This window comes from Comamonas sp. (genome assembly GCF_036666375.1).
Classification (GTDB): Bacteria; Pseudomonadota; Gammaproteobacteria; order Burkholderiales; family Burkholderiaceae_C; genus Comamonas.
The window spans coordinates 1-13,772 of sequence record NZ_JAVWWA010000113.1; the positions used below are offsets into that span (position 1 = coordinate 1).

Annotated in this window: 14 protein-coding genes; 3 read left to right on the plus strand and 11 right to left on the minus strand. The window is 65.9% G+C overall.

Features of this window, described 5'->3' with window-relative positions:
* The 11 genes from RR928_RS20820 to RR928_RS20870 all read right to left on the minus strand — a co-directional run.
* Positions 1-818 (minus strand): YecA/YgfB family protein (locus tag RR928_RS20820; RefSeq protein ID WP_332684068.1); only part of this gene is annotated, 818 nt, incomplete at its 3' end.
* Positions 819-971: 153 nt separating this feature from the next.
* Positions 972-1,463 (minus strand): PIN domain-containing protein, encoded by a 492-nt coding sequence (locus RR928_RS20825; RefSeq protein ID WP_332538117.1) that lies wholly within the window; start codon positions 1,461-1,463, stop codon positions 972-974.
* On the minus strand, positions 1,460-2,731 hold the full coding sequence (locus RR928_RS20830; RefSeq protein WP_332538118.1) for a THUMP domain-containing class I SAM-dependent RNA methyltransferase: 1,272 nt from the start codon (positions 2,729-2,731) through the stop codon (positions 1,460-1,462). The genes RR928_RS20825 and RR928_RS20830 overlap by 4 nt, the downstream gene beginning before the upstream one ends.
* A 71-nt stretch (positions 2,732-2,802) precedes the next feature.
* A complete protein-coding gene (locus RR928_RS20835) occupies positions 2,803-4,374 on the minus strand; it encodes an RNA polymerase factor sigma-54 (protein WP_332538132.1) in 1,572 nt (523 codons plus the stop codon).
* A 43-nt stretch (positions 4,375-4,417) separates the two neighbouring features.
* Positions 4,418-5,179, minus strand: coding sequence for an LPS export ABC transporter ATP-binding protein (gene lptB / locus RR928_RS20840; RefSeq protein WP_332538119.1), 762 nt, complete (start codon positions 5,177-5,179; stop codon positions 4,418-4,420).
* A 10-nt stretch (positions 5,180-5,189) separates the two neighbouring features.
* A complete protein-coding gene (lptA, locus tag RR928_RS20845) occupies positions 5,190-5,810 on the minus strand; it encodes a lipopolysaccharide transport periplasmic protein LptA (protein ID WP_332538120.1) in 621 nt (206 codons plus the stop codon).
* A gap of 164 nt (positions 5,811-5,974) precedes the next feature.
* Positions 5,975-6,625 carry a thiol:disulfide interchange protein DsbA/DsbL gene (locus tag RR928_RS20850; RefSeq protein WP_332538121.1) on the minus strand — a complete coding sequence of 217 codons (651 nt, stop codon included), beginning with the start codon at positions 6,623-6,625 and terminating at the stop codon, positions 5,975-5,977.
* A gap of 56 nt (positions 6,626-6,681) precedes the next feature.
* On the minus strand, positions 6,682-7,392 hold the full coding sequence (locus RR928_RS20855; protein ID WP_332538122.1) for an SPOR domain-containing protein: 711 nt from the start codon (positions 7,390-7,392) through the stop codon (positions 6,682-6,684).
* A 12-nt stretch (positions 7,393-7,404) separates the two neighbouring features.
* Positions 7,405-9,102 (minus strand): arginine--tRNA ligase, encoded by a 1,698-nt coding sequence (argS, locus tag RR928_RS20860; protein WP_332684073.1) that lies wholly within the window; start codon positions 9,100-9,102, stop codon positions 7,405-7,407.
* Positions 9,103-9,369: 267 nt separating this feature from the next.
* On the minus strand, positions 9,370-9,816 hold the full coding sequence (locus tag RR928_RS20865; RefSeq protein ID WP_332684075.1) for a DUF2214 family protein: 447 nt from the start codon (positions 9,814-9,816) through the stop codon (positions 9,370-9,372).
* The gene (locus RR928_RS20870; protein WP_332538125.1) at positions 9,813-10,748 is read right to left on the minus strand and encodes a LysR family transcriptional regulator; all 936 of its coding nucleotides are present in this window, start codon (positions 10,746-10,748) and stop codon (positions 9,813-9,815) included. The genes RR928_RS20865 and RR928_RS20870 overlap by 4 nt, the downstream gene beginning before the upstream one ends.
* A gap of 205 nt (positions 10,749-10,953) precedes the next feature.
* Between RR928_RS20870 and RR928_RS20875 the strand changes: the two genes are divergently transcribed.
* The 3 genes from RR928_RS20875 (at position 10,954) to RR928_RS20885 (ending at position 13,727) form a co-directional block, all read left to right on the plus strand.
* On the plus strand, positions 10,954-13,149 hold the full coding sequence (locus RR928_RS20875; protein ID WP_332684077.1) for a malate synthase G: 2,196 nt from the start codon (positions 10,954-10,956) through the stop codon (positions 13,147-13,149).
* Between the two features lie 137 nt (positions 13,150-13,286).
* On the plus strand, positions 13,287-13,514 hold the full coding sequence (locus RR928_RS20880) for a cysteine-rich CWC family protein (protein ID WP_332684079.1): 228 nt from the start codon (positions 13,287-13,289) through the stop codon (positions 13,512-13,514).
* Positions 13,515-13,538: 24 nt separating this feature from the next.
* The gene (locus RR928_RS20885; RefSeq protein ID WP_332684081.1) at positions 13,539-13,727 is read left to right on the plus strand and encodes a 4-oxalocrotonate tautomerase; all 189 of its coding nucleotides are present in this window, start codon (positions 13,539-13,541) and stop codon (positions 13,725-13,727) included.
* Positions 13,728-13,772 lie beyond the last annotated feature (45 nt).

Below are 13,772 nucleotides of genomic sequence, written 5' to 3' on the forward strand. Positions count from 1 at the left end.
TTCTTGCCGCTGCCGCAGGGGCAGGCATCGTTGCGTCCGGGCTGCACGCCCTTGACGATGGTCTCCTGGCGCGGGCCCATGCTCTTCCACAGCTGGCGCAGGTCATAGATGCCCCAGATGGCTTCGCCGAACTGCTCCACGCGCGCCTGGCTGGTGCTGGCCGGGCCGTTTTCGTCGTACATGCAGACTTCGGGCTTGCCGGTGTCGTCTTCGGTCAGCGCAACGACCGATTCGAGCGCGGCGTCCAGCCACTGCGCGGCTTCCTTGTCGCGCGGAGCGGCCCACTCTTCGGGCCAGTTTTCGACGGCAAACATGAAGCCCAGCGCCCAGACCTGGCCGAACGAAGGAATCTCCTGGCCTTCCATTTCGGCGCGCTCTTCCTCGGGCAGGCTGGCGATCGCGCCGCGCATGTCCATGGCTTCGGGCTGGAAGGTGCGCTCGTCGTCGAGCGTCTTCACGTCGGCGTCCAGTTGCTGGGAAACCTCATCCCAGCGCGCCTGCCACAGCGCCAGGAAACGCTCCTGCTGCTCGATGTCCTTGAACGCTTCGATCTTGGGCAGGGGCTGGCCTGCGGTGACTTCGAGTTCGGCGCCGTCGCCCAGCAGCATGGGCAGGTATTCGGCCGCGGGAATCGCGCGGCGCGTGCAGACCAGGGCCGTGAGGAAGCCGTCGCAGAATTCCCACTGGGGAATTTCCTCGCCGCGCGAGCGCAGGTCTTCGAGAATCAGGTCCAGTTCTTCGAGCGCGTCGCCGTCCAGCGCCGCATCGGCGGCCGCCAGTTCTTCATCGGCGGGAATGGGAGTGTTTTGTTCGGTCATGGTGAAACTTTCGTGGAGGCCGCAGCCATCACAGGAGCGCGACACGGCCGGGGCTGCGCGGGAACGCAGCAAACAATTGCCGGCAGTGTAGCCGCCCGGCATAGTCACAGCCGGGCATGGGAGTATCCCGGCGCGCAATGGCGCCGGGGGGATTCAGCCCGCGAGCGCGGGTTCGGCCTGGGGAGCGAGCAGCAGATTGCCCACGGTGGCGCCGCGCAGCGCCAGGCGCTTGCGCAGCACCAGCACGGCCTTGTCCTTGCTCAGCAGCAAGGCGCGGTGCTGCACCGCCAGCGCGAGAAAGTGCTGGTCGTCGGGGTCCTTGCAGACGATCTGGATCGCGGGCGCCTCGGGTTGATAGTCGACTCCGGCATCGAAGGCCGCGAGCACGCTTGCGTTGCTCAGGCCGTAGAAAGCCAGGCGCGGCGCGATCTGTGGATAACCCAGCACGCGCTCGAGTTCCACGCGCTGCGCGGCATCGGCGATCCAGCGCAGCTCGCCGTTGGCGAGCAAGGCGCGCAGCGGCGCGATCGCCGGGTCGTCAAAGACCAGCAGATCCAGCACCATGTTGGTGTCGAGCACCAGGGGACGTGGCACCACGCCGTCCGCGGCCGCATTGCACTGCGGCCAGCGCAGCACGATCTTCATGCCTGGGGCGCTGCGCCGTCGGCGTTCTTGCGCGGCTTGACCGCGCCCTTGATCATGTCGAAGCGGAACATGCGGCATTCGATGGGACCGTTCCACAGCGGCACGCGGCGCGACTCCTTGAGGCGCATCTTGCCGGGCAGCTTGAGGTCGGGCGTGAGCATCCACGCCTGCCAGCCGCTGTAGTTCTTCTTCCAGTGCGAGGCGAGTTCATTGAAGAACTCGACGCCGTCCTCGGTCTGCGCGGTCTCGCGGCCCACCTGCTCCACCTGGCCCATGCGCTCGGCCGCATTGCGGCCCGCGGTGCCGGCCGCGGCGATACGCTCGCCGTAAGGCGGGTTCAGCACCATCACGCCGGGCTGCTCGCTGGGCGGCATGCGCTGCAGCGCATCACCGCCGCGCAGATTCACGGCCCGGGCCACGCCCGCGCGCTCGGCATTGCGTTCGGCGAAATCGACCATGCGGTGCGAGACGTCGGAGCCATAGATGCCCACCGGGCTTTCGCAGATCGCGTCTTCGGCCTGGCGCACGATGGCTTCCCAGACATGGGGCTGGAACGGCACGAGCTTCTCGAACGCAAAGCGGCGCTGGATGCCCGGAGGAATCCTGCAGGCGATCTGCGCGGCCTCGATCACCACCGTGCCGCTGCCGCAGCAGGGGTCGTACAGCGGCTGCGGATTGTCGCCATGCGGGTCCCAGCCGGTGGCCGCAATCATTGCCGCGGCCAGCGTTTCCTTGAGCGGTGCATCGCCCTTGTCTTCGCGCCAGCCGCGCTTGAACAGCGCTTCGCCCGAAGTGTCCATGTAGATGGTTGCCTCGTCCGTGGTCAAGTGCAGGTGCACGCGCACGTCGGGATAACGGGTCTCGACGTCGGGGCGCACGCCGGTCTTGGCGCGGAAGCGGTCGGCGATCGCGTCCTTGACGCGCAGCGCGGCGAAATTCAGGCTGGTCAGCGGGCTGTGCTGGGACGTGACTTCGATCTTGAAGCTCTGGCGCGGAGTGAACCAGATTTCCCAGGCCACTTCGCTGGCCGCGCGGTACAGGTCGTTCTCGTTGCGGTACTGCGAGGTCGACAGCTGCACCAGCACGCGCTGCGCGAGCCGGCTGTGCAGGTTGAGCAGCAGCGCATCGCGCCACGAGGCGCGCAGCATCACGCCGCCGCGGCCGACGAGCAGGTCGTGTCCCGTGAGCCCCGTGATACGGTGGGCCTCATCGGCCAGATAGTCCTCAACGCCGGCGGCGCAGGGCAAAAACAGTTGCAGTTGATTCATAGCAGGGGGGCAAGGATACGCGTTTGCCGTGAAGTGCGAACATTCGAGGTCATGTTGCCAGACCCTGGGCGCTACAGCGACTTGCGCAAATTGGCCGGCGCGATCTTCAGCACGTCGCGGTATTTGGCCACGGTGCGGCGCGCGCACTCGATGCCCTGCTCCTTGAGCATGTCGGCCAGCTGGCTGTCCGACAGCGGCTTGAGCGGGTTCTCGGCCGCGACGAACTGCTTGATCAGCGCGCGCACCGCCGTGCTCGACGCATTGCCGCCGGTCTCGGTGCCCAGGCCCGAGCCGAAGAAATACTTGAGTTCATAGGTGCCCATGGGCGTCGACATGTACTTGGCCGTGGTCACGCGGCTGATCGTCGACTCGTGCAGGCCCAATTCGTCGGCGATGTCGCGCAGCACCAGCGGGCGCATCGCGAGTTCGCCATGGGTGAAGAAGTTCTTCTGCCGCTGCACGATGGCCTGCGACACGCGCAGGATGGTGTCGAAGCGCTGCTGGATGTTCTTGATGAACCAGCGCGCCTCCTGCAGCCGCTGCTGCAGTCCCGCATGCCCTTCGCTGCCCTTGTGGCCGCGCAAGGCATTGGCATAGATGTCGTGCACGCGCAGCCGCGGCATCACGTCGGGGTTGAGCTGCACGCTGAACTGCGGCTGGCCGTCGCCGCTGCTGCGCGCCATCTTGCGCACCAGCACGTCGGGCACGACCAGATTGCGCTCGACATCGGCAAAGCGCCGGCCGGGCCGCGGCTCCAGCCGCGCGATCAGGGCCATGGCCGCGCGAATGCGTTCGTCGCTCGCGCCGCAGGCCTGCATCAGCCGGCGCACATCGCGCCGGGCCAGCAGGTCCATGGGCTGCTCGCAGATGCGCAGCGCGGTCTGCACGGTCGCGGCGTCGGTGTGTTCGTCATCGCGCGCCGCCAGGTGCTTGAGCTGCAGCGTGAGGCATTCGGCCAGGTTGCGCGCGCCCACGCCCACGGGTTCGAGCGACTGCAGCAGGCGCAGCGCCACGGTGAAATGGTGGACCAGCTCTTCCTGCTCCTCGAGCGCGTCGGGCCCGGCCAGGCCCGCGGCGAGTTCCTCGAGCGGGTCCTCGAGATAGCCATGTTCGTTGAGCGATTCGATCATGAAGCGCAGCGCCGCGCGATCGACATCGCCCAGGCGCAGCGACAGCGCCTGGCGGTGCAGGAAATCGGTCAGCGACTCATGTCCATGCGCCAGATCCTGGGCTTCGGTGTCGTCGTCGCCGCTGCGCGCGCGCGCTTCGCCGCCCCATTCGCTGTCGTCGGGCGCCAGATCGGCGCTGCCGTCGCCTTCCCAATCGGGTGCGGCATCGGCCGCGGCCGTGACTTCACTGCCGTCGGTTTCGCTGCTGCTGGATTTCTCGCTGGTCGACGCAGTCGATGCGTAGGCGTCGTCGGCATAGTCGTCGCGCTGCGCGGGCACATCGGATTGCGCCAGGCCGAACTCCTCGCGCTCGGCTTCCTCGGTGGTGCGTTCCAGGAACGGGTTGTCGTCGAGCATGTGCTCGACTTCCTGGCTCAGCTCCAGCGTCGAGAGCTGCAGCAGCCAGATCGATTGCTGCAGCTGGGGCGTGAGTGCGAGATGCTGCGATACACGTAGAGACAGACCCGGCTTCAACAGCATTCCCCCTCAGACCGACACAAGCTCATGCACATGGCCATCACATCCGGAAGTGCTCGCCGAGGTAGACCCGGCGTACATCGGCGTTTTCCACGATCTCCGCAGGCGTGCCCTGCGCCAGCACATGGCCGTCGCTGATGATGAAGGCGTGATCGCAGATGCCCAGCGTTTCGCGCACGTTGTGATCGGTGATCAGTACACCGATGCCGCGCGCCTTGAGAAAGCCGATGATGCGCTGGATCTCGATCACGGCAATGGGATCGATACCGGCAAAAGGCTCGTCCAGCAGAATGAAGCGCGGCTGGGTCGCCAGCGCACGCGCGATCTCGACGCGCCGGCGTTCGCCGCCCGACAGCGCCAGCGCAGGCGATTCGCGCAGATGGTCAACGCGCAGCTCCTGCAGCAGCGCCAGCAGGCGGCGCTCGATTTCGTCGCGCGTCAGCGGCTTGCCGTCATCGTCGCGCTGCAGTTCGAGCACCGCGCGCACATTGTCTTCGACACTGAGCTTGCGAAAGATCGACGCTTCCTGCGGCAGATACGACAGCCCAAGGCGCGAGCGCTGGTGGATGGGCATGTTGCCCACCGCCTGGCCGTCGATGAAGATGTCGCCGGCATCGCAGCGCACCAGGCCCACGATCATGTAGAACGACGTGGTCTTGCCCGCGCCATTGGGTCCCAGCAGGCCCACGACTTCGCCTTTTTGCACCGCCAGCGAGACGTCCTTGACGACCTTGCGGCTGCCATAGGATTTGGCCAGGTGCTTGACTTCAAGGCGGCTGGATTCGGGCGGGGTTGGGTTCACGGAGCGCGGCTCATTTCTTCGGTTCGATGGTCATGCTGGGACGCAGGTTCGCGGCCGGCGCGGCAGGCGGGGCCGGCGGCTGCTCCTTGGGCGCGAGCACGGCGCGCACCCGCCCTCCCGAAGCCGTGCTGCCGCCGCCTGGCGCACGGGCCTGGCCGTCGACGGTGAACACATCGGTGAGGTTGTTGTAGACGATGACCGCGCCCGTGATCTCGTCGCTCAGCGCAGTGCCGCGGTAGCGGCGCAGTTCGCCGCGGCGTATCAGCTTGACGTTGTCGACCTTGCCGTCGTACTCGATGACTTCGGCCTCGCCTTCGACATACTCATCGGGCTGACCCGGCAAGGTGTCGCGCTTTTGCCGGAAAAACGCGCGCTTGCCCGGTGCCGCGATCACGGTGCCGAACTGATAGCCCTCGGCATCCTGGCGCACGTCGAGCTGCGCGCCGCGCAGCACGATAGTGCCCTTGGTCATCACCACGTTGCCGGTGAAGACACTGGTCTGCTTGAGTTCATCGTGGCGCAGTGCATCGGCCTCGATGTTCATGGGCTTGTTGCGGTCGGCCTTTTCGGCCTGCACCGTGCCGCAGACAAGGGCTGAAAGCAATAGGAGGGGGAGTAGGCGTTTTTTCATGGAGGGCACGAATCTTGCGACCATTGTAGGGCGTGTCACCCATTAATTCGCCACGCCCTGACATGAACCAGGGGATGAAAGGCCGGACAGCCGCAGGCCCGAGCGAAGCGCGAACACAAAAAAGCCCGCGCAAGGCGGGCTGGTGCGGCATGTGCCGGGCGCTATCAGCCCTTGCGGCTCACGGCGATCAGGTGATCGGTCACGCGCAGCACATTGGCCATGTTGCCGGCCATCGTGCCATCGGTGTAGAAGCGCCCGGCCACGCCGATCGAAGGCACGCCTTCGACGTTGTAGTCCTGCTGCAGCTGGGTCGCCTTGCGCACCTGGTTGGACACGGTGAACGAGTTGTAGGCTTCCTTGAACTTGTTCACATCCACGCCCTGCTTGCCGACCCAGGCAAAGATGTCGTCATCCTTGGCCAGGCGGTTGCGCTCGACGTGGATTGCCTGGAACACCTTGGTGTGGACTTCATCGAGCTTGCCCATGGCGAGCAGCGCGTAGTACAGCTTTTGCTGGGGAACGAAGCTGGCGTTGAAGCCCACGGGCACGCGCTGCACCACCACATCGGCGGGCACCGCCGACTTCCAGGCCGCGAACGCCGGCTCGAAAGCATGGCAATGCGGGCAGCTGTACCAGAAGAACTCGATCACTTCGACCTTGCCGGCGCCGGCGGTGGTCGCCACGGGCTTGGACAGCTTGGCGTAATCCTTGCCTTCCTTGAACGCGGCCTGGGCCAGAGCAGGCGTGGCGACAAAGGAAAAAGCGGAAGCGGAAGCTGCCGCAGCGGCAGCCAGAGAAAACTCACGGCGTTTCATGAAACAACACTCCTTGTTCGGTTCTGATAGGTCAGAGGGCGGGCGCGCTAAAAAGTTCAGCGCTGCACCCGCACCAGCGCGGAATCCACGCCCGCGCCTTCGAGCTTGCCCTTGAGCTGCTCGGCGTCATCGCGCTTGGCGAACGGACCTACGCGCACACGAAACACCGTGCGGCCGTTCTGTTCGCGCTCGCTGACCCGCGACTCCCAGCCCAGCATGGCAAGCTTGGCGCGCTGGGCTTCCGCATCGGACGGGCTGCGGAAAGCGCCGGCCTGCACGAAGTAGTTGAAGCTTTCTGCGGCGCTGGCCTCGGCCGACTTGGCCTTGACCAGATCGCCCAGCGGATCGCTGGACGCCGCCGCCTTGGGGTCCGCCTTGGGGTCCGCCTTGGCGTCCGGTTTGGTGCCGGCAGGCGTCGTGGCGGTGACCGGTGCCACGGGCTGGCTGGTCGGCACATCGGTAGGCGCCGCGGTCACTCCTGCCGTGGCAGGCGCTGCCACCCCGCCCGTCACCGCTCCGGTCGCCGCATCGGGCGCAGCGGGCACGGTGATGCGCGCCGGGTTCTTGCCGTACAGCGGAGAGTTCGGATCCCAATCCTTGTTCTTCTTGGCCTCGGCCGCATCCTGGTCGGCGTTCTTCGACGATTTGCTGAGGAAAGGAACGGGCACCTTGCTGACATATACCGCCACGCCCAGGGCTGCGCCCAGGCCGACGATGATGCCAAGAATGATGCCGAGAATGGTGCCGCCGCGTTGCTGTTTCTTCATGGTGTGATCGGTTTACATGCGTTCTGGAGCGGACACGCCCAGCACTGCCAGACCATTGTGCAACACCTGGCGGGTCGCGCTGATCAACGCCAGGCGCGCCAGCTTGACGGCCTCGTCGTCGACCAGAATGCGTTCGGCGTCGTAGTAGCTGTGATAGGCAGCGGCCAGATCACGCAGGTAGAACGTCACGTCGTGCGGTGCATTGCCCTGGGCCGCCGCGGCCAGCATGTCGGGGTACTTGGCCAGCTGCAGCATCAGCGCCTGCGCCTGCGGGCCTTCGAGCGCCGACAGGTCCACGCTCTTGAGCTGCGCCGCATCGCCGCCCCAGGCCTTGAGCACCGAGCAGATGCGCGCATGCGCGTACTGCACGTAGTAGACCGGGTTGTCGTTGTTCTGCGCCACCGCCAGATCGACATCGAAGGTGTATTCGGTGTCGGGCTTGCGGCTCAGCAGGAAGAAGCGCACCGCGTCCTTGCTGGTCCATTCGATCAGATCGCGCAGCGTCACATACGAGCCCGCGCGCTTGCTGATCTTGACTTCCTCGCCACCGCGCACCACGCGCACCATGGTGTGCAGCACGTAGTCGGGATAGCCCTGGGGAATGCCCACGTCGGCGGCCTGCAGGCCGGCGCGCACCCGGGCAATCGTGCCGTGGTGGTCCGTGCCCTGGATGTTGATGACCTTGGTGAAGCCGCGCTCCCACTTGGCGATGTGATAGGCCACATCGGGAACGAAGTAGGTGTAGCCGCCGTCGCGCTTGCGCATCACGCGGTCCTTGTCGTCACCATAGTCGGTCGACTTGAGCCACAGCGCGTCGTCGAGTTCGTAGGTGTGGCCGTTGGCGATCAGGCGCTCGACGGTGCGGTCCACGCGGCCCGACGTGTAGAGGCTGGACTCGAGGTAGTACTCGTCGAAGCGCAGGTTGAATGCCTGCAGATCCTTGTCCTGCTCGTTGCGCAGGTAGGCGACCGCGAACTGGCGGATGTTGTCGAGGTCTTCGACATCGCCGTTGGCGGTGAATTCGCGGTCGTCGGCCTTGACGGTCTTCTTCGCGAGAAAGTCGTTGGCGATGTCCTGGATGTAGTCGCCGTTGTAGAACGCCTTGCTGGCCGGGTTCTCGGGATCGACGGGCCAGCAGTCATCGCCGGGCTTGAAACCCTTGGCGCGCAGCTGCGTGCTGTTGGTCAGCGTCTGGATCTGCACGCCCGCGTCGTTGTAGTAGAACTCGCGGTGCACATCCCAGCCCTGGGTCGAGAACAGATTGCACAGCGCGTCGCCGAGCGCGGCCTGGCGGCCATGGCCCACATGCAGCGGGCCCGTGGGGTTGGCCGAGACGAACTCGACCAGCAGTTTTTCCGCCCGCGAAGGCTGCTGACCGAACGCCTGCGCCGCCGACAGCACTTCGCGCACGATTTCCTGCTTGGCCGCGGGCTTGAGGCGCACGTTGAGAAAGCCGGGGCCGGCAATTTCCAACGCATCGACCCAGCGCGTGAAAGCCGGCGTGGCCATCAGCGCATCGCTGAGCGTCTGCGCCAGTTGTCGCGGGTTCTGCTTGGCGGCCTTGGCCAGCTGCATGGCAGCCGTGCAGGCGTAATCGCCGTGCGCAGCCACCTTGGGGGATTCGAAAGCGGCGCGCGCACCGGCGCCGGGCGACAATTTTTCCAGCTCAGCGGCCAGGGCCGCGAGCAATTCCAGTTTGACGGAGAGCATCGCGGGATTTTACGTGCCCGCCCCGCTTTGTGCCGCCCACGCGGATTCGACCGTGTGGCGTATGTGCGTCAGCCGCTGCACACTTGTCGTCCGCGGGCTGCTGCCCGGCCCTCGCCGTTCGTCCTGAGCGGGTTAAGCGAGACGTGCATCGCCAGGCGTTATTTCCCGTTCGTCCTGAGCCAGTCGAAGGATGAACGGCCTGGCCTCAAACATCTGGCGCGAAGGCCCCACCAGCGCCGGGCCGCCCCAGCAAAACATCCAATGGGGTCACATCCCCCGCGCCCAGAACACGGCAATGACCGCAATCACCGGCACCAGATGCGCCTGCACCATGATCCAGCGGCGCGTGCCGGCCACGTCCTGCGCGTCGGGCAGCGCCTGGCCCGCAGCCAGGCCGCGCAGCCAGCGGCGGAACGTCAGCGAAGGCTTGATCGACAGCACTGCGACCAGCACAAACAGCGTCACCTTCACATGGAACAGCGGCTGCGAGACATACCAGGACACGCCCTTGGTGCCCCAATACAGGCGCGCAAGCCCGGTGAGCAGCAGCGCCAGCGCCGCGATCCCGTAGATCAGGTCCAGCCGCGCGAGCCGGCGCACCACTGCGGCGTTCATCCATTCGGCACGGCACAGCGCGGCCTGACTCGACAGAAAGACCACAAGGGTCAGGACAGCGAGCAGGTGCAGTGCTGCGAGCGTGGCTTCAAAGGTCATGGGGCAACTCCGTTTTTCCAGAAATCAGCTTGTTGATAGTGATGTTTCAGGTAGTCGATCCACAGCCGCACGCGCAATGGCATGTGCTTGCGCTGGGGAAAGACCACATAGATTCCGTTGGGCGGTGCGGCAAACTCCTCGAGCACGGGCACCAGCCGGCCCGCGGCGATTTCTGCCTCGACCTCCCAGGTGCTGCGCCAGGCAATGCCCCAGCCGCCCAGGCACCAATCATGCAACACCTGCCCGTCCGAGCAGTCGAGCGGACCGCCCGACTTGAAATGCACGACATCGTGCGTGCTCTGATCGGGCTGCGGAATGCGAAACGCCCAGCCCCGGGTCTGCGAGGCGTCGCTCGACAGCGTGAGGCAATCATGCTGCGCCAGTTCGCTGGGATGCGCAGGCGTTCCGCGCCGAGCCAGATAGGCCGGCGTCGCCACGCACAGGCGGCGGTTGTCGGCAATGCGCACGCTCACCAGCGACGAGTCGGGCAGGTCGCCGACGCGCACCGCGCAGTCGAAGCCTTCGCCGGCCAGATCCACCACGCGGTCGCTGAGGTTCAGCGAAATGCTGACTTCGGGATGCAGATCGCGAAAGCGCGGCACCAGCGGCGCGACATGGCGCCGGCCAAAGCCCGCGGGCGCGGTAATGCGCAGATGGCCCGTGGCCTTGACGCCGCCGGCCGAGACGCTGGCTTCGGCATTTGCCACGTCCGACAGCAGCCGCTGGCAGTCTTCGAGAAACGCGCTGCCTTCATGCGTCAGCGAGATGCGCCGCGTGGTGCGCACCATGAGCTTGACGCCCAGATGTTCTTCGAGCGCATCGAGCCGCCGCCCCATGATGGCCGGGGCCACGCCTTCGGCCTTGGCCGCGGCCGTGAGGCTGCCCTTGGTCGCCACTGACACAAATGACTCGAACGCCTTGAGTTTGTCCATGCCGGGATTATGGAGACAAAGCCCGGCAGCGACCTGCAGATAACTCTATGTCGCACTGCGCCATGGCCCGCACCGGCACTTTTGCGTAAAAGTCATGAGTTCTGCACTTTTGAAGCGGTTTATAGGCACAAACAATTCAAATACAGTAGCTCCATGTCCTGCGCACGTCGCAGCGTTGCCCCTTTTTCATTCCGAGGTTGATTTCATGACCGATCGCACCACCGTCCACGGCCTGCAGGTAGCCAACGAACTGCACCAATTCATCAACGACCAGGTGCTGCCCGGCACGGGCGTGGCGCCCGAGACGTTCTGGCAGGGCTTTGACGCCCTGGTCAGCGACCTGGCGCCGGGCAATGCTGCGCTGCTCGCCGAACGCGATCGCCTGCAGACCGAACTCGACACCTGGCACAAGGCCCACCCCGGCCCGATCACCGACATGGCCGGCTACCGCAGCTTTCTGGGCCGCATCGGCTACCTGGTCGAGCCGCCGCAGAACGTGCAGGCCACGACCACGGGCGTGGACGCTGAACTCGCGACCCAGGCCGGTGCCCAGCTGGTCGTGCCCATCCTGAACGCCCGTTACGCGCTCAACGCCGCCAACGCGCGCTGGGGCTCGCTGTATGACGCGCTCTACGGCACCGATGTGATCAGCGAAGCCGATGGCGCCGAAAAGGGCAAGGGCTACAACCCCGTGCGCGGTGCCAAGGTCATCGCCTTCGCACGCAACGTGCTCGACCAGTCGGCACCACTGGCCACGGGCTCGCATGCCCAGGCCAAGCTGTACGCGGTGGTCGACGGCAAGCTCGCGGTCACGCTCGCCGACGGCCAGATCACCGGTCTCAAGGACCCGGCGAAATTCGTCGGCTACCAAGGCAGCGCAGAGGCGCCCTCGTCCGTGCTGCTCAAGAACCATGGCTCGCACCTCGATATCCGCATCGACCGCAGCACGGCCATCGGCAAGTCCGATGCGGCCGGAGTCAGCGACGTGGTGCTGGAATCGGCGCTGTCGACCATCCTCGACCTCGAGGACTCGATCGCTGCGGTGGATGCCGAAGACAAGGTGCTGGGCTACAGCAACTGGCTGGGCATTCTCAAGGGCACGCTGACCGAATCCTTCGACAAGGGCGGCAAGACCGTGACCCGCGGCCTGAACCCCGACCGCGAATACACGGGCGCCGATGGCCAGCCGCTCAAGCTGCATGGCCGCTCGCTGATGTTCCTGCGCAATGTGGGCCACCTCATGACCAACCCGGCCATCCTCTGGGGTGCCGAGGGCAAGGAAATTCCCGAAGGGATTCTCGACGCCATGGTCACCACGGCAATCGCATTGCACGACCTCAAGGGCCTGGGCACGCCGGGCATACGCAACAGCCGCGAAGGCTCGGTCTACATCGTCAAGCCCAAGATGCACGGCCCCGCCGAGGTGGCATTTGCCGACGAACTGTTCGGCCGCGTCGAGCAGGTGCTGGGCCTGCCCGCGAACACCGTCAAGCTGGGCATCATGGACGAGGAACGCCGCACCAGCGTCAACCTCAAGGCCTGCATTGCCGCCGCCGCCGCGCGCGTGGCCTTCATCAACACCGGCTTCCTCGACCGCACGGGCGACGAGATGCACACCGCAATGCATGCCGGCCCCATGGTCCGCAAGGCGGATATGAAGACCAGCGCCTGGCTGCCCGCCTATGAACGCAGCAATGTGCTGATCGGCCTGGGCATGGGACTGCGCGGCCGCGCACAGATCGGCAAGGGCATGTGGGCCATGCCCGACCTGATGGCCGACATGCTGCAGCAGAAGATAGGCCATCCCAAGGCCGGCGCCAACACCGCCTGGGTGCCCTCGCCCACGGCCGCCACGCTGCATGCGCTGCATTACCAGCAGGTCAACGTTGCCGAGATCCAGGCCGAGCTCGAAAAGACCAATGCCGACGCCGCGCGCGACGACCTGCTTGCCGGACTGCTGCAGGTGCCCGTGGTCAAGGAAGCCAAGTGGTCCGACGCCGAACGCCAGCAGGAACTCGACAACAACGTGCAAGGCATCCTGGGCTATGTGGTGCGCTGGGTCGACCAGGGCGTGGGCTGCTCCAAGGTGCTCGACATCCACAACGTGGGCCTGATGGAAGACCGCGCGACGCTGCGCATCTCGAGCCAGCACATCGCCAACTGGCTGCTGCATGGCGTGGTGAGCGAAGCCCAGGTGCGCGCAACGTTCGAGCGCATGGCCGCCATCGTCGACCAGCAGAACGCCGGCGATCCGCTGTACCGCCCCATGGCCGGCCATTTCGACAGCTCCTACGCCTACCGCGCGGCCTGCGATCTGGTGTTCAAGGGCCTGGAACAGCCATCGGGTTACACCGAGCCGCTGCTGCACGCCTGGCGCCAGAAGGTCAAGGCCGCGGCCTGACCGATTCCAGAACGGGCGCGGCCCTGCGCCCACCCCGTTCGTCCTGAGCCTACCTCGCCGGCCGCGTCAAAGGATGAACGGCCTGCCCTCAAAATCGTACAGCGCGCATGGCACGGCCAGGCGCCCTACACTGGCGCATGTCCCGCCCTGCGTTCCCCGACCCCACCCGCTGCCCGCTGTGCGGCCGCAGCAACCAATGCGCCGTCATGGCGGCCACGCCGCCCGAAGACTGCTGGTGCATGGGCGCGAGCATCGCGCCCTCCACCCTGGCGCAGATTCCGGACAGCGCGCGGGGCCAGTCCTGCCTGTGCCCGGCCTGCGCCGCGCTGAAGCCCGTGCCGACAAGCACCAGTCCACCGATATGATGTTTGTTTTTTCCAGGAGTTGTCATGCCCACGTACCATGTTGAAATGATGGAAGGCCGCACCATCGAACAGAAGAAGAAGCTTGTCGCGGAAATCACCCGCGTGAGCGTCGAAGTGCTGGGCGGCTCGCCCGAATCGGTCGACGTCCTGATCACCGATGTGAAGCGCGAGAACTGGTCCACGGGCGGCGTGCTCTGGTCGGAACGCAGCTGATACGCGACCGCGCTTCTGGTGCAACGCCAGAAGCGCCAACGCCGC